This window comes from Arthrobacter sp. NQ4 (assembly GCF_029077345.1).
Lineage (GTDB): Bacteria > Actinomycetota > Actinomycetes > Actinomycetales > Micrococcaceae > Arthrobacter.
In genome coordinates, this window is record NZ_JARETC010000010.1 from 19,700 (window position 1) to 42,606 (window position 22,907).

Here is a 22,907-nt window from a genome sequence, read left to right on the forward strand (position 1 = left end):
GGTGCATCATCATGACCAACACAGTGGATACGTCCGCCCCGGTGACCACCGGCCTCTACATCGGAGGCTCAGAACGGCAGGCCGCCGCCACGATGGACATCGCCGATCCGGGCAAGCCTGGCACAGTGGTGGGCCACGCCGCGGCGGCCGGCGCGGCCGACGTCCAGGACGCGATTGCCGCGGCAAAGGCGGCCTACCCCGGATGGGCCGCGCTGGGTGCACGGGAGCGCGCAGACCGGATGCGGCAGGCACTGGAGGGCATCGCGGATTTCCGTGATGAGGATGCCGCCATCCTCTCGCAGGAAAACGGCAAGATCCGCATGGAGGCCTGGGTGGACTCCCTGGTGTTCGAGATCAGGTGGAACCTCGCGCTGGAACTGGCTCCCGACGTCGACACCGCCAAGGTGCTGCCGCCCGCGCCTGGCATTCCCGTCTCCACCTCGGTCACCTTCCAGCCCCTTGGCGTGGTGACGGTTATCGTGCCGTTCAACTGGCCCATTGCCATCCTCGCGGCCTCGCTCCCGCACGCACTGCTGGCGGGAAACACGGCAATCGTTAAGCCGCCACCCACCGCGCCGCTGGCAACGACGCGCGTGGTCCAGCGGATTGCCGAAAAGCTGCCGCCGGGGGTGCTGAACGTGGTGACCGGCAAGGACGCGGACATGGCTGCGCTCATCACCAGCCCGGACATCGCCAAGGTCTGCTTCACGGGAAGCGTGGGCGGCGGCAAGCGCATCATGGAAATGGCGGCAAAGTCACTCACCCGGGTAACGCTTGAACTCGGCGGAAACGATGCCGCCGTCATCCTCGCGGACGCGGTCCTCGATGACACCCACCTGGACCGGCTCTACGCCGCGATCTTCGATACCACCGGCCAGATCTGCATGAACGCGAAGCGGGTCTATGTGCACCGGTCGCGCCTGGACGAGGTGGTGGCCGGGCTCTCGCAGCGGCTGGAGAAGGCGGTCATTGGCTACGGGCTCGACGACGGGACCACCATGGGTCCGCTGCACTCCCCCGTACAAAAGGCCTTCGTGGCTGAGCTCATCGAGGAGGCCAAGGAGGGGGGCGCGGACGTCAGGGAATTCGGCACCCTTCCCTCGGACCCTGAACTGCACGGCGGGAACTTCCTGCGCCCGGCACTGGTCATCGATCCGGACCCCTCGCTGCGGGTTGTCACCCAGGAACAGTTCGGGCCGGTCATCCCCCTGATCCCGTTCGACACGGAGGACGAGGCGGTGGAGGCGGCGAACGCCACCTGGGCGGGGCTGTGCGGCTCGGTGTGGACCGCCGACCCGGCAGCGGCCGACCGCGTGGGCGGACGCCTGGTCTGCGGCTACGTCTGGGTTAACGACCACGGGGCAACCCGACTGGACCTGCGCGCGCCATTTGGCGGAATGAAGCAGTCCGGCATGGGCAGGGAACAGGGTATTGAAGGGGTCCGGGCCTTCCAGGACACCCGTGCCATCGCCCATCTGGAACCGGAAGCAGCACAGGGGTAGGCCCGGAACGGACGGCGGACCGGAAGGTTCCGGATTCCATCAATAGCTATCGACATTACCTATGCACATAGGTAATCTTGGAGGTGGGTGCACCGCTGCACCCGCCGAAAGGATGGCCTGATGACGACTCGAATCATGCCCGCCCCCAACCGGGCAGCATCCCTGGAACTCATCAACAACTTCTCGCTGGAGATGACCGGCAAGGACATTCCCGCCCTCATCGAAGCAAAAGACAGGATTCCGCCGGGCACCCGCATTAACGTCACCTTCCTCGGCAACGAGGACCTGGAGATGCGGGTGGCCGCCGCCAAGGCCGCCCGGGACCTGGGATTCATTCCCGTGCCGCACGTCTCGGCGCGCCGGCTGGCATCGAAGGGCGAGCTCGAAAAGTTCCTTCAGCGCCTGGCGGAAGTGGGCGCCGCCGAGCACCTTTTCGTGGTGGGCGGCGACCCCGCAGAACCCGAGGGCCCGTACGAAGACTCCCTGGCGCTGGTCAACACCGGCCTCCTGCAGCAGTTCGGGGTGCGGGAAGTGGGAATCGGCGGATATCCGGAGGGCCATCCCGACATCCGCAAGGAAGACCTTTGGCGGGCGCTGGAGGACAAGACCGCAGCCCTCGCCGCGCAGGACCTTGGCGCCTCCATCATCACCCAGTTCGCGTTCGACACCGAACCTGTGGCTGCGTGGATCGCCGAGGTCCGGGCCAGGGGAATCCAGGCACCGATCCGCGTGGGAACCCCCGGCCCGGCGGGAGTCAAACGGCTCCTGGGCTTTGCGCGCCGTTTCGGGGTGGGCGCCAACGCGATGATCGTGAAGAAATACGGCTTCTCGCTGACCAACCTGATGGGCGATGCCGGCCCGGACCGGTTCGTGAACGACCTGGCCGCCGTCCTTGCCGACCGTGCGCCCGGCCAGGACCAGCACCTCCCGGGGCAGGTTGGCCTGCACTTCTATACGTTTGGCGGCCTGCTGGCCACGGCCAACTGGGTCCGGCACTTCACCGCGGAAGAGGGCTAGGACGGCATCCGATGGTCCTGCATACTGAATCCCGCAAGGACCAGTCCTGCCTGATCGTCCACGGGCCGGACCAGCCGGGCATCGTGGCTGCGGTGGCCGCCCTGGTGACCCGCAACAGGGGAAACATCGTCTCCCTGGACCAGTACTCCAGTGATCCTTCGTCGGGCGACTTCTTCCAGCGGGTGGTCTTCAACCGGCCGGACCTGGCCGCCGCGATGCCTGAGATCGAAGCCGACCTCGCCAGGACCCTCACCCCGCTGGGGCTGTCCTGGACCCTGACCGACCGCTCCATCCCCAAGCGCATGGCCATCCTGGTATCCACCTCCGACCACTGCCTGCTGGAACTGCTCTGGCGGCACCGGAGGGGTGAACTGCCGGTGACCATTCCCATGGTGATCTCCAACCACACGAACACGGCCGAGGATGTGCGGGCCTTTGGCGTTCCGTTCTTCCACGTCCCCTCCGCCGGGCCGGACAAGGCAGCAGCGGAGGCCCAGATCCTGAAGCTGCTGGAGGGCAACGTGGACTTCGTGGTGCTGGCCCGGTACATGCAGATCCTGTCCCCCGGATTCCTGGACGCGGTTTCCGTGCCGCTGATCAATATCCATCACTCCTTCCTGCCTGCGTTCGTGGGCGCCGCGCCCTACCGCAAGGCCAAGGAGCGGGGGGTCAAACTGATCGGTGCCACCTCGCACTACGTGACCAAGGACCTGGACGAGGGGCCCATCATCGAACAGGACGTGGCCCGCGTAACGCACGGGCACTCCGCCCTGGACCTCCAGGCGCGCGGCGCCTACGTGGAACGCGCGGTGCTCTCCCGCGCCGTCCAGTGGCATGCCGAGGACCGGGTCATCCGGCACGGCAACCAGACCATCGTCTTCTAAAGACCCACCACCAATCCGATACAGAACAAGAGGTTCAACGTGGCACCGAAAAACCTGCAGGAAGTCCTCGACGCGTCGAAAGGGGCGGTTGACCTCCTCCGCAACTCCCAGATCGGCTCCTACATCTACCCGGTGGTCCCGGCCGACTTCCAGAACTGGATCAAGGAGCAGACCGCGTGGCGGCAGACGGCCGTGCTGTACGACCAGTCGCACCACATGGACAACCTGTTCCTGAAGGGCCCGGACGCGATCAAGCTGATCACCGCCACCGCCATCAACTCCACCGCCACCTTCCCGGTGAACAAAGCCAAGCAGTACGTGCCCACCACCGAGTCCGGGCACGTGATCGGCGACGGCATCCTCTTCCACGAGGCGGAGGACGAATACGTGTACGTCGGCCGGTCCCCGGCGGCCAACTGGCTGCTCTACCACGGCGAGACGGGCGGCTACCGGGACCTGGACATCACTGTGGACCGGCGCTCACCGTCGCGGCCGTACGGCCACCCCGTGACCCGCCAGTACTACCGCTTCCAGATCCAGGGGCCCAACGCCTGGCAGGTCATCGAAAAGCTCAACGGCGGCGCACTGGAGCAGCTCAAGTTCTTCAACATGTCCACCATGGCCATCGCCGGCACCACCGTCCGCACCCTGCGGCACGGGATGGCCGGCGCACCGGGCCTGGAGGTGTGGGGACCGTACGCGGACCACGACCGCATCCGCGACGCGATCGTGGAGGCCGGAGCCGAGTTCGGGCTGGTCCCCGTCGGTTCCCGGGCGTACCCATCCAACACCCTCGAGTCCGGCTGGATCCCGTCCCCGCTGCCCGCCATCTACACCGGCGAAGCGGAGCGCGGCTACCGCGAATGGCTGCCCGCTGACGGCTACGAAGCCACCGGGACCCTGGCGGGCTCGTTTGTGTCCGGGAACATCGAGGACTACTACCTGACCCCGTGGGAGCTGGGCTACGGCTCGTTCGTCAAGTTCGACCACGACTTCATTGGCCGCGACGCACTCCAGAAAATCGACCCCGCCGCCCAGCGCAAGAAGGTCACCCTGGCCTGGGACGCGGAAGATGTCACCTCCATCTTCGCGTCGCTGTTCAACGTGGACGGACCCAGCTACAAGTTCTTTGACCTGCCCCTGGCAAACTACGGCTCGGCCAACTACGACTCGGTGGTGGACGCCGACGGAACGGTGGTGGGCTACTCGATGTTCACCGGCTACAGCGCCAACGAACGCCGGGCCCTGTCGCTGGCCACCATCGATCCCAACGTCCCGGAAGGCACGGAACTGAAGGTCGTGTGGGGTGAGCCGAATGGCGGAACCGCCAAGGCCGCCGTCGAACCCCATGTGCAGACTGAAGTGCGGGCCGTGGTCAGCCCCGTGCCCTACTCCACCGTGGCGCGCGCCACGTACCACGGCGGGTGGCGGACGAACTACCAGTCGGCCTAGGCTGGGGACCCCGGAGTGCGGGGGCGAGTGCGCCCCCGCACCTTCCTTGAGCCCTTGGAGGAGTACCGCATGAGCCTTCGGTACGCGCTGCTTGCGCTGCTGCGCGTGGGCCCGCTGTCAGGCTACGAACTGCAGAAGCAGTTCTCCATGTCGGTGGGGCACGTGTGGCATGCCCCCGACTCCCAGATCTACCCCGAGCTGCGCAAGATGGAAGCGGAGAACCTCATCGAGGGTGAGGAGCAGCCCAGGGGCCAGCGCGCCACGCGGCGGCTGTACCACGTGACGGATACCGGAAACCAGGCCTTCCTCGACTGGATGCAGACCCCCTTGGAGTACGCCCGGGTCCGCGACCCCGCCCACCTGCGGGCCGCCTACCTTGAAGCGGCGTCGCCGGAGGCCGCCCGTGCGTTCTTCCGCCGGCACAAGGAGCAATGGGAGTCCGAACTCGCCCAATGGGAGGGTGAGCTCCAGCGCATCGACCAGGTGGACAACCCAATGCTGGTGCGCCGCCTGGCCGTGACCGATCCGGCCGACCGCGAACGGACCATCGCTTTTAAAAGGTTCACCTACGAGGGCCTGGTGGACCGGGCGCTTGTGGAGATCGCGTGGGCCCGGCGCGGGCTGGAACTGGTGGACGCCCTGGAAGCTTCGGGCGGCACGAGGCCAGTGCCAAGCGCCGCCCGGAGCTGATCAGACCCGGGGTTGATCAGCCAAAGTTCTCGGCCGTTGCATAGCCCTTGCCGTTGTACTTCTGCACCACCACCGAGGACACGGCCGGCTGGCCATCCACCGTGGTGTTGACCGACGTGCCCTCCAGCATCAGTGGCGCCTTCAGGTCCTTGATATCCCGCAGCGCCGTCATGAAGCTGTCCCGCGTGGGCTCCTTCATGTTCTGGAACGCCTTTTCAAGGGTGGCCCCCACCATGTAGCTCCACATGCAGTGCGGGAAGGCCGGCATGTCCGGGTAGTTTCCGTACTTCTTCAGTTCGTCGAGGAATTTGACGACGTCGGGGTCCTTGGCGAACGCCGGGCTCTGCGGTGCCTTGGCAAAGGACACTGAGTAGATGCCGGGGTAGGCGGAGGCGCCACCCGGTTCGAGGATCGCTGTGGGGCTGGACGTGTTGGAGGGCAGGAACCAGCTGGGCTTCCAGCCGATCTGCTGCGCCTTCTGCAGCGAGGCGATGGTGAGCGGGGTGATGGACATGGCGTTGAAGAAGACATCCGCCCCGGAGGAGGCCAGCTGGGTGAGCTGGGCATCAACGGACGTGTCGGTGGCCTCATAGGTCTGCTCGCCCACCACCGAAATGTTGGACGCCCCCTGGATGGCCTCCTTGAAGCCCGAGACGTAGCCCTTGCCGTAGTCATCGTTCTGCGACAGGATGGCCACCTTGTGCTGCGCACCCGACTTCGCCAGGAGCTTTCCGAACGCGGCACCCTCATTCTGGTAGACGGGCACGAAGCCCAGTTGCCAGGGGCTCTGCTTCCGGTCGCTGAAGAGCGGGTCACCGGTCATCACCAGCACCTGCGGGACCTTCTGGCTGATGGCAGCGTCACGGAATGCCCTGTTGGTGGGCGTCCCCAGGCCCGCGGTGGCGGCAAACACGTTGTCGGACACCATCTGCTGGAAGTTGGCCAGGGACTTTTGTGGGTCGTAGGCGTCGTCGTAGGACTTAATGTTTACGGTGCGCGTCTTGCCGTCACCAAACTTCACCCCGCCGGCGGCGTTCGCGGCCCCGAAGTACGCCGAGACCCCGGCGACCGTGCACTTGCCCGGCCCGGCAGTGGCGCCGCTGAGCGGCGTGGTGATCCCCAGCGTGATCGCCGAGTCCGTGATCCCCGGGGAGGACGCCGAACCGCCGCCCTGGCCGCCGCTGTCACCCCTGCATCCGGACAGGGAAAGCGCGACGGCGGCCGTCACGGCAACGATGCCAAGTACCCCGCCGGGCTTCTTTCTCATCTTCATGGTCCATCCTGCCTCTCTGTTTGTTCGTGTCCATCCAGCGCACTGTCCGGTACCGGATGGTGCGCTGGAGCGTTCTGCTCGGAGGTCTGCGGTGGAAGGGCCGCGGTGGAACGGCCGGTGGAGCGGCCGCGGGCGGCATCGGTCCGGCGGGCCAGCCGCCGCACCACCCGGGGCAGGCTGACCAGGCCGCCGGGCAGCAGGAACAGCACCGCCAGAAGGATGGCGCCCTGGCTGATGGTGGTGAGGTTGGGGTCAATGGCGTTGGTCAGTTGCGGGACGAAGACGTAGTAGGCGCCTCCCAGGAGGGAACCGGCGATGCTTCCGGCCCCGCCAATGACCATCGCGGCCAGGAGGCTGATGGAGTGGCCGAAGCTAAGGGTCTCAGGCGAGGTGTACTGCACGGCCGCGAGGTACAGGAAGCCGCTGGCACCGCCGAAGATGGAGGCGATGGTGAAGGCGAGGACCTTGGTCCGGTAGGGCGAAATGCCCATGGAGGCCGCAACGGCCTCGTTTTCCCGGACGGCCGCAAATGCCCGCCCGTACTTGCCCCGGACCAGGCTCCGCGCCAGCAGGAAGGCCGCGGCCGCCACCACCAGGACGATGTAGAACTGCCATTGGTCGTTGTCCAGCCCGGACCAGTCCGGGGCGTCCGTGAACCGCGCGGAAATCCCCTGCGAGCCGCCGGTAAATTCGGAGAGGCGCTTGGCCAGGGGCACGCCGACGATCGGGAGGGCGATGGTGACCATCGCGATGGCAAGGCCGCCCAGGCGGGCCGCGGCAAGGGCCACCAGCAGCCCCACCACGCCGGCAACGGCGCAGGCGGCAGCGAACACCAGCAGGATGTTCCAGCCATGGTTGACGCCGTACGCGGTGACATAGGCGCCCAGCCCCACGAAGAAGATCTGCCCGAGGTTGACCTGGCCTGTGTAGCCCATGACGATGTTCAGCCCGAGCACCGCCACGGCATAGACACCGATGCGGACCAGCGTTTGGTTGGCAAAGGCCGGCAGGGCCAGCGGGGCCACGATCAGCACCACGGCCACGACGGCGGCGAGGACAATCCGGACCCATGGCCTGCGGGCGGTGGCGGCAACGGCGTTCATCAGACCCTCACCACGACCTTTCTGCCGAACAGGCCCTGGGGACGAACGATGAGGATGACGAAGATCAGCGCGAAGGGCACGGCGATTTTGAGGTCGTGGCCAATGAGGGGAACGTAGACGGCCACCAGGTTTTCCAGGACACCGATGGCCGATGCCGCCACCACGCAGCCGATGGGGCTGGTCAGGCCGCCGAGGATCACGGCTGCGAGCGCGTAGACCAGTGCGGTGTCCAGCATGCCGGGCGTGAGGGTCAGCTGCGGAGCCACCAGGACGCCGGCAATCGCCCCCAGGGTGGCGGCAAGTCCCCATCCCACCATGAGCAGGCGGCCCACCGGCAAGCCGGAAAAAGCGGCCGACGCCGGGTTGTCGGCAACGGCGCGAAGGGCCAGTCCCAGCTTGGTGCGCAGGAAGAGCAGCTGCAGGACCACCATGATCACAACGATGGTCACGGCGGTGGCAAGGGACCTGACGCTTACCACGGCCCCCAGGATTTCAACGCTGGTCAGCGGGAAAAGCGACGGGAACCCCAGGTTGTTGTAGCCCCAAAGGACCGCGCAGATGCCCGTGACCAGGGTGAGCAGGCCGATGGTCACCACCACTGCGGTGTCCGGATCCCCCCGTTCAAACCGCCGGATCAGGAAGCGTTCCACCAGTGCGCCGAAGAGGAAGGACAGGACAATGGCAATAATGATGGCCAGGATGAGCGGCAGGCCGAGCTGCACGAAAACATACGCGATGTAGGCGGACAGCACCGCCATGCCGCCCTGCGCGAAGTTGATCAGGCCGGTGGCCTGATTCACCAGCACGATGGCCAGGGCCAGGGCGGCGTAGATGGAGCCGGTGGCGAGGCCGTCGACGACCAGTTGGATGAAGGTTCCCATACCGTCAGCCCCCGAGGTAGGCGCGGCGGATTTCGTCCATGCCCTTGAGTTCGGCCGAGGTTCCGGTGAGGACGTTCCGGCCCGTTTCCAGGACGGTGGCGGTATCCACCAGGGAGAACGCGAGGTTTGCGTTCTGTTCCACCACCAGCATGGCGATCCCGGACTCGAGCCGCAGCCGGCGGATGGCCTGGTAGACCGCCTTGGCGGTACTGGGCGCCAGCCCCAGCGAGGCTTCGTCCAGGAGCAGCAGTTTGGGTTTGGCCATGAAGGCGCGGCCCACCGCGAGCATTTGTTGTTCGCCGCCCGAGAGTGCCGCTGCCCGGGAGCCAACCCTGTCCTGCAGCTGCGGGAACAGGTCAAGGCAGTAGTCAATGTCGCCGGCGATGGCCTTACGGTCCTTGCGCAGGTAGGAGCCCACCATCAGGTTCTCGCGCACGCTCAGCTGGCCCAGGGTGCCCCGGCCCTCGGGTACGTGGGCTATGCCCAGCGCGGCCACCTGGTCCGGCCGCAGGCCCCGGATGTCCCGGCCATCGAACCTGATCCGTCCACCGGTCCTGACGCTGCCGCTGATGGCACGGAGCGTGGTGGTCTTGCCCGCCCCGTTCGCACCCAGGATGCCCACGGACCCGCCGTCCGGCACGCTGAGCGAGACCCCGTCCAGGACCTGCACGGGGCCGTAGGACGCTGTCACGTCCGTGAGTTCAAGCAGCGTCATCAGCGGCGTCCCTCCCAATGTAGGCCTCGATAACGCGCGGATCGGACTGGGCCTCCGCCGCAGTTCCCGACATCAGCTTCCGCCCGTGGTCCAGGACCACCACCTGGTCCGTGAGCGCGGAGATAAGTCCCATGTGGTGCTCCACGATGATGATGGTGACGTCCTGCTCGGCGCGGAGGCGCTTCACGGTGGCGATGAGTTGTTCAACTTCCCCGTGGGAGAGCCCGGCTGCCGGTTCGTCGAGAAGAAGCAGTGCGGGCCTGGAAAGAAGGGCCCGCCACAGCTCGATGCCTTTATGGAGCCCGTGGGAGAGTTCGTCGGCAGGCACATCCGCCGCCCAGCCCAGCCCGGCCTTGGCGAGGAGTTCGAGCGCCTCGCTGCGGACGGCGCGCTCGGCCCGGACGGTGTAGGGCATCCTGAGCGCCCACGAGACCGGGCCGCCGGGCAGCCGCGTGTGCCCTCCGAGGAGCACGTTCTGCAGGACTGTGGCGTTCAGCTGCAGTGCCGGATGCTGGAAGGTGCGTGCAAGTCCAAGGCGGGCCATCCGGGACGGGGCGCTCCCGGAAACCTCGGTCCCGTCGATGGAAATCGAACCGGAGCTTGGCCGGTAATGGCCGCTGATGCAGTTGAACAGGGAGGTCTTGCCGGCACCGTTCGGGCCCACCAGGCCAAAGATCACGCCAGGCTCGACGTCGAAACTGACGTCCTGCAGCACCTTGACCCCGCCGAAGTGCAGGCTGACGTCCTTGAGGCTCAGGCTCGCGGCCACCCTGTACCTTCCTGTCGCATCATCGCTAGGAATGGGTGCAGTCGATCACCACTGCACGAAACCGACGGTACGGATCGCGGACGAAATTGTCAACGATTTTGGAATCGTTTGGCGGTCAGGACTTCGGGCGCGGCTTAGCCACCCGCAACGGACTGGATCACCAGCACTTCCTGACCGGGTTGTACCTCGGTGTCCAGGCCCTGCAGGCGTCGGACTTCGTCGCCGTTCACATAGATGTTGACGAATTTGCGCAGGGCCCCGGTCTCGTCGCGGAGCCGCCGGCCCAGCACGGCATAGTCCGCGGCCACCGCGTCAAGCAGGTGTGCCACCGTCACCGGCCCGTCGGCCCGGGTGGACAGGACGGCCTGCCCGCCGGCCAGCGGCTGCAGGACACCGGGAAGCAGCAGCGAGATCTCAGGCACCGGCCACCACTGCCGCCCGGACGCAAAGGACGTCCGGCAGGTGCGATGCCACTTCACTGAAAGTCTCCCCTTCGTCCGCACTCGCGTAGACGGTCCCGCCCCGGGTGCCGAAGTAGACGCCGGCGGGTTCGGCCGTGTCCACCGAGGCGGCGTCCCTGAGCACGCTGTTGTATTCGTGCCCGGGGAGTCCGGTGCTGAGCCGCTTCCAGCTGTTCCCGGCGTCGTCCGTGCGGTGGACGGCGAGCTTTCCGTCGGGAGGAATGCGTTCGCCGTCGGCCTTCAGCGGAACAACCCAGGCGGTGCCGTCCCGGCGCGGATGCGTCAGCATCACGAAGCCGAAGTCCGCGGGCAGGCCCTCTGCGATGGAGTTCCAGCTGTCGGCATTGTCGTCTGTCCGGTAGACCCCGTGGTGGTTCTGTGCGTAGAGGCGTCCTGCCACCGCGGCATCGGCAGCGATCTTGTGAACGCACTGGCCGAACTCCGGGTTGGGGTCCGGCATGAAATAGGCCGAGATGCCCTTGTTACGCGCCTCCCAGGACCTGCCGCCGTCGAGCGAGCGGTACACGCCGCCGGTGCTCATGGCGACGTGCACGGTTTCACCGGCAGGGTCCACCACGATCGAATGTGCCGCCGCACCGCCATAGCCTGCTCCCCACTCACTGCGGTGCGGGTGGTCCCACAGGCCCCGGTTCAACTCGAAGTGCTCGCCGCCGTCAGTCGATTTCCACACGGAGATGGGCTCCGCTCCCGCCCACACCACCCCGGGACGGGACTCTGCGTCCGGGTAGATCTGCCACACACGGTCCAGGGCGGCGCCGGTGTCCTCGGGAAACGTGATGGCACCATGTTCCGGCTCGGACCACGTGGCGCCCAGGTCATCGGAGTGTGCAACCGTGGGCCCCCAGTGCGGGCTGCGGACGCCCACCAGGATGCGGGTGCGGCCCTCCCTGGTATCGATTCCGATGCTGGGGATTTCAGCCATGAGGAAATGCGGGCCGGTGAAGGACCACTCCCGCCTGTCCGGGCTGGTGGCGAGCCACAGCCCTTTCTTGGTGCCGATTGCCAGGAGGAATGATTCTGCCGCCGTTGCCATGCGGACCATGCAACCACCGCAGTGGCCAAGGCGCAACGGGTACAGGCCCCCTTCAGCTCCCGAACTGCCGGCGGTCGGGGGTCAGTCCACGAATTCCGACTGGGTCTCGATGAAGTCCCAGTCCGCGGCGGTCAGTACAGCAGCGGGGTTGCCGGGGTGCGGACCGCCCGCCTCCGCGATCCCCTGGAGCACCGGAAGCGGAAGTTCCTCTGAATGAAGGTTTTGGCGCAGCCACTCCTTGCTGGCGAGGTCCAGGTCCAGCCACCACATGAAGATTTCCACGATTCCCCTCCTTGCTTCACTTAAAACGTTAGGCGCGGCCCACGCAGCGGACAAGGTCCCGGCGCGGAAGCAGGTGGCCCAGGCCGGCTTTAGGGTACTGGCAGGTAACTTGGCCGGCCTGCGCCGGTGAAAGACAAGTACCCCCTACTGGCGACTGCCCCGGGAGGCGCCCCTAGCCTGAAATCTCAAAGCAAGCTGACCGTGCTGCTGGGGCATACGGCGCCACCGCTGGCCGTCCCCCGCCATGGTCCGTTTCACGCACATATGGGGAGAAGACATGAAACGCACCTTAGCCACACTGGGGGTGGTTGGGCTCGGCCTGATCAGCCTCACAGCGCCTGCCATGGCCGCGGGAGAGAAAGTCACCGTTTGCCACAGCGACGGCAGCACCTGGGCACCTTTGGAATTCAGCATCAATGGGCTTGGCGGCCATGACCAGCATCCGCTGGACATCATTCCGCCGACGTCCAAATCGCCGGGCAAGAACTGGACCAGCGCCGGAAAGGCACTCTACGTCGCCAAGTGCGCCCCGCTGCCGCCCGGCGAGGTGCTCGATCCCGTGGATCCGCCGGTCGTCGTCGATCCTCCCGTCACCCCGCCCGTCGTTACCCCGCCCCCCGTCGTCGACCCTCCCGTGGTCACGCCGCCAACTGAGCAACCGCCAGCGGTGACACCCCCGGCCAACGAAACGCCCGTCGTCGTGGACCAGCCCGTGGAACAACCCGCGGTGCAGCCTCCGGCGGATACGCCTGTTGCGGAAACTCCTGCGGTGGTGCCACCGGCCGCAGTGGCACCGGCAGCTGTACCCGCCCAGGCAACGCCTGCCCAGCAGGCCGCCGCCGCTCCCAAGGCAGCCCCCGCCGCAGCGGCCGCCAGTGTGGGAACCAACCAGGGCTACAACGCCCAGACGGCTGTGGGCGCCGCTGACGGCGCGCCCGGCTGGCTTGCAGGTGTGGGAGCGCTGGCTGCCGCAGGAGCAGCAGTGGCAGTACGCCGCCGGCCACGCCCGCTGCACACCGCCGGCTAGCCCGCCATCCGCCACTTCCCGTGGCTTCCCGACAAGGAAGGCGTCCTGCCAGTGCCCGGCAGGGCGCCTTCCTTCCTTTCCACCGACCACCCGTGAGGAAATGCCATGCCACAGGACCGACGCCGGCACGCAGCGCCCGGGGGACGCATCGCCACCTGGCAGCGGTGGAGCAGGGGCGATCTGGCCATCCTTTGCTGCGGCGTCCTTACCTTCCTGTCGTTTACGGCGGGCGCACCCCTCTTCCACGAGGCACCCACGCTGACGGTCCCCGGCATCTCCACTTCGACTCCCGGCGTCCGCGCCGCCGCGGCGCCTGCCGGGGCAGCGGCCCCGATGGCGGAGACCGGCATGCCACAGCCGGCAGGGGCGGCCGCCCAGGCTCCGGCCCGTCCGGCGGCGGCAACACCTGCCCTTCCCCCGGCTGCCCAGCCAATCCATATCCGTTACCCGGCCGCCGCATTTGACGTAGCCGTCCAACCCCTGGACCTGGACGGAGAAGCCCAGGCCAGCCGAACCATAGAACCCCCTGCCACCAAGGACGGGTACTGGCTCACGGCCTTCGGCACTCCTGGGAAGGGCTCCGGCAACACCACCTACGTCATCGGCCACAGCTGGGAGGGCGCGGACGCCCCGTTCAACCACCTCAGTTCCGCCGCGGCCATTGGCGACCTGCTTGATGTCCAGACTCCGGCCGGAACCATCAGCTACCGCGTGGACAGCGTCACGACCTACCTGAAGTCCGGCCTCAAGGACAGCCCTGTCTGGGAGATGGTGCCCAACCGGTTGGTCCTCATCAGCTGCTACACGGAAGACCCGTGGGGCAGGAACGTGGTTGTCACCGCCTACCCCGCAGTTCCCTAGCTCCGGGCCCGGCGCTCCGGGACGTGCCCGGGCCTAACGTACCTGTTCAGGCGGCCTTGGGCGGGCGGACAATGGGCAGCATGACGTGGGAACATTTCGACGGGGCCCCGCTGCTGGTGGGGATCATGCCCAAGCAGCACCCGGAGGTCATCCAGACCGCGGCCACCCTGGCTGCCCGGCTGGGCGCCCCCTTGGTCTGCGCGTACGTGGACGAAGCCAGCTACCTCGTGGAGTGGGATCCGGCCCGCTCCGCCCACCGCCTTTCCCGGCACCCGGACGCTGATGACGACATGCTGGAACTCGCAACGGAGCTCAAAGCACAGGTCCAGGCCACCGTGGACAAGCTGCCCGGTGGCAGCCCCCCTGACTGGTCCTTCCGCACCCTTACGGGCGACGCAGCCCGTGCGCTGGGACAGCTGGCCGCGGAAGTGGATGCCCCCATGATCATCGTGGGAACCTCGGAACGTGGATTGTCCCATCGCCTTTCCGAGGCTTTGGGTGGGTCCGTTGGGGCGTGGCTCAGCCACCATCAAAGCCGGCCGGTGCTGGTGGTTCCCTACCGGATGCCCGCCCATGAGGACCGGCCATGACCGGCGCATCCAGGGCAAAATGCCTCCGTTCCGGGCGTGATTAAAGTAAAGCGAAAGTAGTTATTCGCGGTGCTGGCGCAGTCCCGTACCAGCCAGTAAGCTGATTCAAGCAAGGCCGATCCACCCAGGTGGAAGCCGGAATTGCCCAAGAGCTGCTCCGGAGTGCGTATCCCCCAATAACGCACTCCGGAGCTTTTTTGTGCCCTGACGGACCGGGCCTTCCGCGCGCCGCGGCACTTCTGCAGATACCCCCAGGGGGTACTTGCATTGATACCCCCAAGGGGTATATGTTGGCTCCATGAACGCTACCGAAGAAACCCTTGCGGCGGCCGAACAGCCGGCTGGGGAGGATGGCACTGCCCCACAGCACGGGTACACGGGAAACAAGGACGCCTACCTGCGCCGCCTGAAGCGCATTGAGGGCCAGGTGCGGGGCATTGCCCGGATGGTGGATGAGGACAAGTACTGCATCGACATCCTGACCCAGGTTGCCGCCGTCACCAAGGCCCTGCACGCCGTCAGCCTTGGGCTGGTCGAGGAACACATCGGCCACTGCGTGGTGGGGGCGGCCTCCGAGCCGGACCCCGACGCACGCGCAGAAGCCATCGATGCCAAGGTAAAGGAAGCTGCCGACGCCATCGGTCGGCTGCTTCGCTGACACACCCCCACACCAACCCGGCCACCGCCGGCACCACATGAAGGAGCAAGCCATGAGCACCACCTCACCCACCACCACAACCATCAGCGTCTCGGGCATGACCTGCGGACACTGCGTGTCGGCAGTCAGCGAAGAACTCGAAGCCATCGACGGCGTTGAAGCAGTGGCCGTGGACCTGAACGCCGGCGGCATCTCCACCGTGACCATCACTTCAGGCAAGGAACTCTCCCCCGCGGAAATCGGCGAAGCCGTAGCCGAAGCCGGCTACCTGGTGGTTGCCAACGAAGCCTAGAAACCCTTCCCCCACCGGAAAGCTGACAATGAGCCACCAGGAACTGCTCCACCCGCCGGGCACCCGCGTCGTCGAACTCGACATCGAAGGGATGACCTGCGCGTCCTGCGTCAACCGCGTGGAAAAGAAGCTCGGCAAGCTCGACGGAGTGGCTGCAACCGTCAACCTGCCACTCGAGTCGGCCTACGTCACGGTCCCGGACGGCGTCACCGACGAGCAGCTGGTGGATACGGTCAACGCGGCCGGCTACAAGGCCCGGGTACGCCAGCAGCGCCCCGCAGGCCCGGACGCCGGCACCGCAGCTGAGCCCGCTGCAATTCCCGCGTCCCTGCTCCGCCCGCGCCTCATCCTGGCCGCAGTCCTGACCGTCCCGGTGTTCCTGGTCAGCATGGTCCCGGCGTTCCAGTTCGCCAACTGGGGCTGGGTGGCGGCGGTGCTGGCGCTGCCGGTGGTCACGTGGGCCGCGTGGCCCTTCCACCGCGCGGCCGCCGTCAACGCGCGGCACTTCGCCTCCACCATGGACACCCTGGTGTCCCTCGGGGTGGCCTCAGCGTACCTGTTCTCGGCCTGGCAACTGCTGGCGGATCCGCGCATGACTGAGCACCCTGGCATGGAGGGCATGTCCGGCGGCCTGTACTTCGAGGTGGCGGCCGTTGTCACCACCTTCCTGCTCCTGGGCCGGTACCTGGAGGCCAATGCCAAGCAGAAGGCCGGTGACGCCCTCCAGGCACTGCTGAACCTGGGTGCCAAGGATGCCACGGTCCTGCGCAACGGCAAGGAAGAGAGGATCCCCGCCGACCTGCTGCAGGTGGGCGACGTCCTGGTGGTCCGCCCGGGAGAGAAGATCGCCACGGACGGCGTGGTGGTGGACGGCGCCTCGGCCGTTGACGCCTCGCTGGTGACGGGTGAATCAGTCCCCGTGGAGGTGGGGCCGGACAGCCGTGTCACCGGCGCCACCATCAACACGTCCGGCCGCCTGCTGGTCCGGGCTACCCGGGTTGGTTCCGAAACCACCCTTGCCCAGATGGCGCGGCTGGTGTCGCAGGCCCAGACCGGGAAGGCGCCCATCGCGCGGCTCGCGGACCGGATCAGTGCGGTCTTCGTGCCGGTGGTCCTGGCACTGGCGGTCGTGACGTTCGTGCTCTGGCTCCTCCTCGCCGGCCCGGCCGCTGATGGCGACCACCTTCGGCAGGCCTTTACGGCCGCCGTCGCCGTACTAGTCATTGCCTGCCCCTGCGCACTGGGCCTGGCCACGCCGGTAGGCCTGCTGACGGGCACCGGCCGCGGCGCGCAGCTGGGCATCCTGATCAAGGGCCCGCAGGTCCTGGAGGACACGCGCACCGTGGACACCATCCTGCTGGACAAGACAGGCACGGTCACCACCGGCGTCCTGGCCGTGGACGCCACGGCAGCCTTCACCGGTTTCCAGGACCGGGACGTCCTCCGGCTTGCCGGAGCCGTCGAGGCAGCCTCCGAGCACCCGGTGGCCCGTGCCATCGCTGCCGCAGCTGCCGCGGTCCCGTCCACGGGCGCCACGGACGACGCCGGCGCGTTGCCATCCGTGCAGGGTTTCAGTTCCGCGCCGGGCGGCGGAGTGTCGGGAACCGTTGAGGGCAGGGCCGTGATGGCCGGGCGGCGCGGCTGGCTGGAGCAGAACGGGATCGTTCTGGACGCCGCCCAGCAGGCCACGCTCGCATCGGCAGAAGAGGGCGGCGCAACGGCCATCTGCGTCGCCGTGGACGGGAAAGCCGCCGGAATCATCAGCCTCAGGGACACCGTCAAGGCGGGGTCCGCGGCCGCCGTCGCCCGGCTGAAGGCACTGGGCCTGCGGCCCATCCTGCTGACCGGTGACAACGCCGCCGTGGCCGCCCGGGTGGCTGCCGCCGTCGGCATCGCTCCGGACGATGTCTACGCCGGCGTCCTGCCCGAAGGAAAGGTCGAGGCAGTACGGAAGCTCCAGGCCGGCGGTGCCACGGTGGCCATGGCCGGCGACGGCGTCAATGACGCTGCGGCGCTGGCGCAGGCCGACTTGGGAATTGCGATGGGGTCGGGCACGGATGTGGCCATCGAAGCCGCGGACCTGACGGTGATGGGCAACGACCTCGCCCAGGTGGCGCAGGCCATTGAGCTGTCCCGGAAGACCCTGGGCACCATCAAGACCAACCTGTTCTGGGCGTTCTTCTACAACGCGGTGGGTATCCCGGTGGCCGCCCTGGGGCTGCTCAATCCGATGATCGCCGGCGCCGCCATGGCCGCCAGCTCGGTCCTGGTGGTGACCAACTCGCTGCGGCTGCGGAGCTTCGGCAAGTAGCCGCAGTCCCGGCGGGTGCGGGCGGGGGCTCAGGCCGCGCCGTACCGCACCGCGGCACGCGCCTTGGCCTTGGCCGCCTCGGCCTCCCTGTCCTTGGGCGGGGCCTGCGTCACCAGCGCATCCAGCAGATGCTGCGTGATGTGCGCGATCTCATGCACGGCGTCGTCAAAGGCCTCCTGGTTGGCCTTTGACGGCTTGGTGCTGCCGCTGATTTTGCGGACATACTGCAGGGCGGCCGCGTGCACTTCCTCGGACGTGGAATGCGGTTCAAAGTTGTGGAGGGTTCGGATATTCCGGCACATACCGCCATGCTAGGCTCTTCGAACGCCTGGGATCGACCCCTTTTTCTTCGTCCCGCCGCGGCGTCCATGGGGAGGCCGGCATGGGCAGGGCTGCCCATCGACACCGTTTTACGGGCCGGGGTAGGTTTTAGGCAATGGATCTTCCGGATGAGCCGGGAGGCCGAGGGGGATGCCGACCAGGTTCGGATCCACGTTCTAACAAGGAGAAACTGATGGCTATTTGGGGTGCAGACGTTGAGCAGCTTCGCCAGCTCGGCAGCAAGCTTCAGGCAGGGGCGTCCGAGATCGAGACGCAGAAGTCCACTCTCACCAAGGTTCTGAGCAGCACCAACTGGGAAGGCCCGGACGCAACCAAGTTCCGCAACGAGTGGTCCGGTACCCACACCGCGATGCTCACGAAGGTTGCCGAGGCACTGAAGGAAGCCGGCTCGCAGGCCAAGCGCAACGCTGAAGAGCAGAGCCAGGCCTCCCACTAGGCTTACCGCCGCTGGCGGGGGCAGGGACACCAACCGGTGTCCCTGCCCTTTTTTGTTGCATCTTTTGTGGCGTCCGACGGCGGCGCCTGGCTGTGCAGGTCCGCCTAGGGGACGGGTTCGACGTCGTTCGCGTGTTCCAGAGGTGATGCCGGAACCCCGGCGCGCTCTCCGGCGGCGGCGGGGGCGGGGGCCCGCAGCTCATCCACCCGGACCAGGATGACTCCGCCGACAATCAGGACTCCGCCGAGGAGCTGGATGGCGCCGGGAAGTTCCCCGAGCAGCAGCCACGCCCACAGCACGGCGAACAGGACCTCGGTGAGCGACACGAAGGAGGCCACCTTGGAGCCGAGGGCCCGGGCGGCCATGATGCCCGAGGTGTAGGCCAGTACGGTGGCGAGCACCACCAGCCCGGCCAGGGATACCCACCAGGGAGTGGTCCAGGGACCAAGCGTGGTGTCCGCGGTACTGAACGCCATGGGCAGCAGGCCGGTGGCGGCAGCGAGCCACATGACCGCCGCGCCCGTCAGGAGACCGCCGGATGCGAGCACGATGGGCGGCAGGGTGTCGTTTTCCCTGGCCGTGATGAAGAAGTAGATGGCCAGGCAGACTGCCGCCGCCATGCCCCAGAGGACGCCCACCAGGTCCACTTTCACCGCTCCCGTGAGGTCAAGGACCAGCACCAGCCCGGCCAGGGACAGCAGTGTTCCGCCGGAGGTCAGCAGCCGGGGGCGCCGGCGGCTGGCCGCCCACAGCCACAGGACGATGATCACCGGGGCAAGGTACTCCAGCAGGAGTGCCACTCCCACGGACAACCGTGCCACTGCGTTGAAGTAGAACAGCTGGCAGGCCGCGACCCCGATGAGCCCGAACAGCATGATGGTGAGCCAGTTGTCGCGCAGCTGGTGCCAGCGGCCCCTAAGCGCCCAGGCGGCGGGCAGGGCGAGGATCAGGGCGGCACCCGTCAGGCGGGCGGTGACGGCCGCCCCCGGCGACCAGCCGGTTTCCAGCAGTGACTTGGCGAACGATCCGGACAGGCCAAAGACTGCGGAAGAGAAGAGCGCGATCCCAATTCCGGAGGCCAGGAAGCCGGGGCGCCCGGCGGGAAGTTCCGCGGTGGGGGTGTGGTTGTTGGCGGCAGGCAACGTCGCCTCCTGTCAGGAGTAAAGTGGGGTAATGCCCATGACACTACGCCCGCGTGCTGTAAGGAGTCAACATGGTTTTCGCCCCTGACACGGAGGTGGCCCTGCGGACGGTGGTGAACCTCATCAACACGTCCGCGAATGGCCGGGAAAGTCTGGCCTCCGTTGCGGACCTGGATGCCTTCCTGGCGGCTGAGGGGTTTTCCGGGGGACGCGCCCGGGATGCTGCGGAATTGGAAAGTGTGCGGCAGCTGCGCCGTGAACTGGCGGCGGTGTGGACAGCGGATGAGGATGCCGCCGTTGATACCGTCAACCGGCTCCTGCGGGACGCGAACGCGCTGCCGCAGCTGATGAAGCACGACGGCTGGGACTGGCATCTGCACGCGACGGCACCGGAGGCTCCCCTGGCGGACCGGATGAGTACCGAGGCAGCCATGGCGCTGGCAGACGTGATCCGCGGCAAGGAGATGGAGCGGCTGCGCACCTGCGAATCCGACGACTGCGATGCCGCCGTGCTGGATCTGAGCCGCAACCGGTCAAAGAGGTATTGCGACACGGGAAACTGCGCCAACCGGGCCCACGTTGCGGCCTACCGGGCCAGGCAGGCGGCCGCGAACTAGCAGGCCGGCGCTGCCAGCGTTCCGTTGTGCGCCGGTGTGGCCCTAGCGCTGGGGTGTGCCGTCGGCGCCGTCGCCGGATGCCGGCGGGTTCTGGCTGCCCGGAGTACCGAAGCCGTGGCCGGATCCTCCGTGGGGGGATGCCTTGGGCGCCGAGCTCAGGTTCACGCCCGAACCCTTGCCCAGGTGTTCGGCGTTCTCCTTGTAGCTCATTGAGAGCATGGCCGCGATCACCAGGGTCACGATGAAAGCGATGCCGGCCGCCGTGAAGGCGAGGTCGAAGCGGGGCGCCCGGGCGCTTCCCCCGGAGGCGAAGATCAACACTGCAACGAAGGCGACGACGGCCCAGAAGGCCGAAAACATCAGCGGCCCCTTCACCGAGGTCCGCAGCTTGCGCGGTTTTCCTTGATGCTGGTCAGCCACGGTGGTTCCTCCCTGCAGGCGGCGCACGGCCGGCCTGGTGTACGAATTGCGGTTTCGCACCCGATTTTCTACAGAAAGTAGAAGGGCGCTCCTCCTAGTTTACGGCTTTCCTGCGCCGCCCCGGGCATCGTGCCGCAGGGTCAGGCCGGACAGCACCCAGAGGACCCCGGAAATAATCGCCCCTCCACCGGCCACGCCCAGCAGGGCGTGGGCGCCGAGGTTGATGAAGAACGGCAGCAGCACCGCTGTTCCAATCCCGATGATCCCGGACGCTATCCAGTCGCGCGCCAGGACGTGGCGGCCCCGGTGCTGCAGGCCGCAGGCCAGCTCGAGGACACCGGCCACCCCCAGGCCCAGGGCGGCAATCACCCCGAACAGCAGGTCGCTGTGCAGCAGGAGCACCGCGAAGCCCGCGCCGGCCAGGACGGCGCCGGCGGCGGAAAGCAGCTTGCCGGAGAGCGACTTCGGGGCAATCCCCGCGGCAGGGATGGCGCGGAGGGAAACCACGCCCGTGGCCAGGAGATACAGGCCGCCGGCCCAGCCCATGACCTCCACGGAAGGCGAAGTCCAAAACACCGTCACGGCACCGAATGCCAGGGCAGCAGCCGAGCGCAGCAGGACCGGCTTCCAAAGGTCATTACGGGGGGCAGTTCCCGGGGCAGCGCCCGCAGGGGTGGATGGTTGCGTCACCGGTCCAGTTTAGTGGGGGCTGCCGGGAGGTCGAACCGGCACTGCACCCACTTTGCCTGCACTCGATTCAGGCGGAGCCCAGGACCATCCAACGGTCGGACCGGGCGCGCACGCCCAGCGTGAGTGCCCGCGCGGCCATGTATCCCACACCAAAGGCGGCCCACAGCCAGCCCAGCCCTGCGGCGCCGGTGGCGCCGGAGAATGCCACCCAGGCCAGCAGCGGCACGTAGATGGCGATGTTCACCAGCCCGGCGAGGGCGAGGTACCGGGCGTCGCCCGCGCCGATCAGCACCCCGTCCAGGACGAAGACGTAGCCGGCGATGGGCTGCCCGGCAGCCAGGACCCAGAGGGCGACCGTGAGCGCCGACTGCACCTGGGGATCCGGGGTGAACAGGGCTCCTGCCCAAGGGGCAACCACGGCCAGCAGCAGGCCGGTCACCACGCCGAACCCCGCGCCCCATCTGATCATGGTGCCGGTCAGAAGCCTGGCCCTGCCGGCATTCGAAGCACCCAGCTCCTTCCCGATGAGCGCCTGCGCGGCGATGGCCAAGGCATCCAGGGCGAACGCCAGGAAGGAAAAAATGGTCATGGCCAGCTGGTGGGCGGCGAGGTTGACCTCACCCTGGGCGATCACCACCAGCACCGTGGCCAGGATGGCTGCCCGCAGGCTGAGCGTGCGCAGCATGAGCCAGGATCCGACGCGGGTCATGCTGCGGATCCCCCGCCAGCTGGGGAGCAGGCTTACGCCGTGGCGGACGGCGTTCCGGCGCACCATCACCACATAGACCGCGGCCATGGCCCACTGGGCCACGCTGGTACCGATCGCCGAGCCTGCCACGGACAAGCCCAGGCCATAGACCAGCCACAGGTTCAACACAATGTTCACGCCGAATCCGGCCGTTGCCACCACCAGCGGAGTCCGGGTGTCCTGCAGCCCCCGCAGCACGCCGGTGCCGGCGAAGATCAGCAGCATCGCCACCAGGCCCGGCATGGACCAGCGGAAATAGTCGACGGCAAACGTGCGGGCACTGCCCTCCGCGCCCAGCAGGTCGATGAGCGGTTCGGCCGCGGCGAACCCGGCCACCGCCAGCAGTACGCCGAGGAGGGCTGCCAGCCACACGCCGTCGCGCCCCGCGGCCAGCGCCTTGCCCAGCTGCCCTTCGCCGATGGCGCGGGCCACGGCGGGTGTCGTGGAGTAGGCCAGGAAGACCATTAGTCCGACGGCGGTCTGCAGTACGGCTGATGCCAGCCCCACCCCCGCGAGCTGGGCGACGCCGAGATGCCCCACGATGGCAGAGTCCGCCAGCAGGAAAAGGGGTTCAGCCACCAGCGCCCCGAAGGCAGGGACGGCGAGGCGGAGAATTTCGCGGGCGGGGGCGCGGGTGCCGGCCGCGGCGGCAAGGGCAGGTTGTTGGGGCACGCTGCCAGCTTAACCGCG

General features: G+C 67.6%; 26 protein-coding genes. 13 read left to right on the forward strand and 13 right to left on the reverse strand.

The annotated features are described in order from the left end of the window. Positions 1-11 precede the first annotated feature (11 nt). The 5 genes from PUN51_RS15720 to PUN51_RS15740 all read left to right on the forward strand — a co-directional run bounded on the left by PUN51_RS15720 (position 12) and on the right by PUN51_RS15740 (position 5,545). Positions 12-1,502 carry an aldehyde dehydrogenase family protein gene (locus PUN51_RS15720; RefSeq protein ID WP_275181658.1) on the forward strand — a complete coding sequence of 497 codons (1,491 nt, stop codon included), beginning with the start codon at positions 12-14 and terminating at the stop codon, positions 1,500-1,502. Between the two features lie 120 nt (positions 1,503-1,622). Beyond that, a complete protein-coding gene (locus PUN51_RS15725) occupies positions 1,623-2,519 on the forward strand; it encodes a methylenetetrahydrofolate reductase (RefSeq protein ID WP_275181661.1) in 897 nt (298 codons plus the stop codon). Between the two features lie 11 nt (positions 2,520-2,530). Next, entirely contained in the window at positions 2,531-3,403 is an 873-nt protein-coding gene (gene purU / locus PUN51_RS15730; RefSeq protein WP_159629544.1) for a formyltetrahydrofolate deformylase, read from the forward strand. Between the two features lie 39 nt (positions 3,404-3,442). After that, entirely contained in the window at positions 3,443-4,855 is a 1,413-nt protein-coding gene (ligM, locus tag PUN51_RS15735; RefSeq protein WP_275181663.1) for a vanillate/3-O-methylgallate O-demethylase, read from the forward strand. Between the two features lie 69 nt (positions 4,856-4,924). Then, the gene (locus PUN51_RS15740; protein ID WP_275181665.1) at positions 4,925-5,545 is read left to right on the forward strand and encodes a PadR family transcriptional regulator; all 621 of its coding nucleotides are present in this window, start codon (positions 4,925-4,927) and stop codon (positions 5,543-5,545) included. A 16-nt stretch (positions 5,546-5,561) separates the two neighbouring features. On the opposite strand, the gene PUN51_RS15745 is transcribed toward PUN51_RS15740, so the two are convergent. From PUN51_RS15745 to PUN51_RS15780, 8 genes are all read right to left on the reverse strand, one after another. Continuing rightward, positions 5,562-6,818, reverse strand: coding sequence for an ABC transporter substrate-binding protein (locus tag PUN51_RS15745; RefSeq protein WP_224023830.1), 1,257 nt, complete (start codon positions 6,816-6,818; stop codon positions 5,562-5,564). Beyond that, positions 6,815-7,921: a branched-chain amino acid ABC transporter permease gene (locus tag PUN51_RS15750; protein WP_275181667.1), complete on the reverse strand. Its 1,107-nt coding sequence runs from the start codon at positions 7,919-7,921 to the stop codon at positions 6,815-6,817. The genes PUN51_RS15745 and PUN51_RS15750 overlap by 4 nt, the downstream gene beginning before the upstream one ends. Further along, positions 7,921-8,802, reverse strand: coding sequence for a branched-chain amino acid ABC transporter permease (locus tag PUN51_RS15755; protein WP_159629536.1), 882 nt, complete (start codon positions 8,800-8,802; stop codon positions 7,921-7,923). The genes PUN51_RS15750 and PUN51_RS15755 overlap by 1 nt, the downstream gene beginning before the upstream one ends. A gap of 4 nt (positions 8,803-8,806) precedes the next feature. Beyond that, on the reverse strand, positions 8,807-9,517 hold the full coding sequence (locus PUN51_RS15760) for an ABC transporter ATP-binding protein (RefSeq protein WP_255173762.1): 711 nt from the start codon (positions 9,515-9,517) through the stop codon (positions 8,807-8,809). Continuing rightward, positions 9,504-10,286 carry an ABC transporter ATP-binding protein gene (locus tag PUN51_RS15765; RefSeq protein WP_275181668.1) on the reverse strand — a complete coding sequence of 261 codons (783 nt, stop codon included), beginning with the start codon at positions 10,284-10,286 and terminating at the stop codon, positions 9,504-9,506. The genes PUN51_RS15760 and PUN51_RS15765 overlap by 14 nt, the downstream gene beginning before the upstream one ends. Positions 10,287-10,420: 134 nt before the next feature. Beyond that, entirely contained in the window at positions 10,421-10,708 is a 288-nt protein-coding gene (locus PUN51_RS15770; RefSeq protein ID WP_159629530.1) for a MoaD/ThiS family protein, read from the reverse strand. Next, positions 10,701-11,810 carry a WD40/YVTN/BNR-like repeat-containing protein gene (locus tag PUN51_RS15775; protein ID WP_275181669.1) on the reverse strand — a complete coding sequence of 370 codons (1,110 nt, stop codon included), beginning with the start codon at positions 11,808-11,810 and terminating at the stop codon, positions 10,701-10,703. Before PUN51_RS15775 ends, PUN51_RS15770 begins: the two co-directional genes overlap by 8 nt. Positions 11,811-11,882: 72 nt before the next feature. Beyond that, positions 11,883-12,083, reverse strand: a complete 201-nt coding sequence (locus PUN51_RS15780) for a hypothetical protein (RefSeq protein WP_159629526.1) — start codon at positions 12,081-12,083, stop codon at positions 11,883-11,885. Between the two features lie 277 nt (positions 12,084-12,360). On the opposite strand from PUN51_RS15780, the gene PUN51_RS15785 reads away from it, so the two are divergent. From PUN51_RS15785 to PUN51_RS15810, 6 genes are all read left to right on the forward strand, one after another. Next, positions 12,361-13,110 carry a hypothetical protein gene (locus tag PUN51_RS15785; RefSeq protein ID WP_275181670.1) on the forward strand — a complete coding sequence of 250 codons (750 nt, stop codon included), beginning with the start codon at positions 12,361-12,363 and terminating at the stop codon, positions 13,108-13,110. A 105-nt stretch (positions 13,111-13,215) separates the two neighbouring features. Next, complete coding sequence (locus PUN51_RS15790; RefSeq protein ID WP_224023840.1) at positions 13,216-13,971, forward strand: class F sortase; 756 nt, start codon at positions 13,216-13,218, stop codon at positions 13,969-13,971. An 80-nt stretch (positions 13,972-14,051) separates the two neighbouring features. Beyond that, complete coding sequence (locus PUN51_RS15795; protein ID WP_224023842.1) at positions 14,052-14,561, forward strand: universal stress protein; 510 nt, start codon at positions 14,052-14,054, stop codon at positions 14,559-14,561. Between the two features lie 298 nt (positions 14,562-14,859). Next, positions 14,860-15,219, forward strand: a complete 360-nt coding sequence (locus PUN51_RS15800) for a metal-sensitive transcriptional regulator (protein WP_275181671.1) — start codon at positions 14,860-14,862, stop codon at positions 15,217-15,219. Between the two features lie 52 nt (positions 15,220-15,271). Next, positions 15,272-15,511: a heavy-metal-associated domain-containing protein gene (locus PUN51_RS15805; RefSeq protein ID WP_224023846.1), complete on the forward strand. Its 240-nt coding sequence runs from the start codon at positions 15,272-15,274 to the stop codon at positions 15,509-15,511. 28 nt (positions 15,512-15,539) lie between these two features. Continuing rightward, positions 15,540-17,822: a heavy metal translocating P-type ATPase gene (locus PUN51_RS15810; RefSeq protein ID WP_275181672.1), complete on the forward strand. Its 2,283-nt coding sequence runs from the start codon at positions 15,540-15,542 to the stop codon at positions 17,820-17,822. 29 nt (positions 17,823-17,851) lie between these two features. On the opposite strand, the gene PUN51_RS15815 is transcribed toward PUN51_RS15810, so the two are convergent. After that, positions 17,852-18,124 (reverse strand): DUF2277 domain-containing protein, encoded by a 273-nt coding sequence (locus PUN51_RS15815; protein WP_275181673.1) that lies wholly within the window; start codon positions 18,122-18,124, stop codon positions 17,852-17,854. A gap of 212 nt (positions 18,125-18,336) precedes the next feature. Between PUN51_RS15815 and PUN51_RS15820 the strand changes: the two genes are divergently transcribed. Then, positions 18,337-18,600, forward strand: a complete 264-nt coding sequence (locus PUN51_RS15820; protein WP_110545130.1) for a WXG100 family type VII secretion target — start codon at positions 18,337-18,339, stop codon at positions 18,598-18,600. Positions 18,601-18,704: 104 nt separating this feature from the next. Here PUN51_RS15820 and PUN51_RS15825 read toward each other — a convergent pair whose 3' ends face one another. Continuing rightward, the gene (locus PUN51_RS15825) at positions 18,705-19,742 is read right to left on the reverse strand and encodes an EamA family transporter (RefSeq protein ID WP_275181674.1); all 1,038 of its coding nucleotides are present in this window, start codon (positions 19,740-19,742) and stop codon (positions 18,705-18,707) included. 71 nt (positions 19,743-19,813) lie between these two features. On the opposite strand from PUN51_RS15825, the gene PUN51_RS15830 reads away from it, so the two are divergent. Continuing rightward, positions 19,814-20,359: a CGNR zinc finger domain-containing protein gene (locus tag PUN51_RS15830; protein ID WP_224023854.1), complete on the forward strand. Its 546-nt coding sequence runs from the start codon at positions 19,814-19,816 to the stop codon at positions 20,357-20,359. A gap of 42 nt (positions 20,360-20,401) precedes the next feature. Here the strand turns inward: PUN51_RS15830 and PUN51_RS15835 are convergent, their stop codons facing one another. From PUN51_RS15835 to PUN51_RS15845, 3 genes are all read right to left on the reverse strand, one after another. Further along, positions 20,402-20,779, reverse strand: coding sequence for a hypothetical protein (locus PUN51_RS15835; RefSeq protein WP_275181675.1), 378 nt, complete (start codon positions 20,777-20,779; stop codon positions 20,402-20,404). Positions 20,780-20,878: 99 nt separating this feature from the next. After that, positions 20,879-21,469 (reverse strand): hypothetical protein, encoded by a 591-nt coding sequence (locus PUN51_RS15840; RefSeq protein WP_224023857.1) that lies wholly within the window; start codon positions 21,467-21,469, stop codon positions 20,879-20,881. Positions 21,470-21,536: 67 nt separating this feature from the next. Beyond that, on the reverse strand, positions 21,537-22,889 hold the full coding sequence (locus tag PUN51_RS15845) for an MATE family efflux transporter (protein ID WP_275181676.1): 1,353 nt from the start codon (positions 22,887-22,889) through the stop codon (positions 21,537-21,539). Positions 22,890-22,907: the final 18 nt, after the last annotated feature.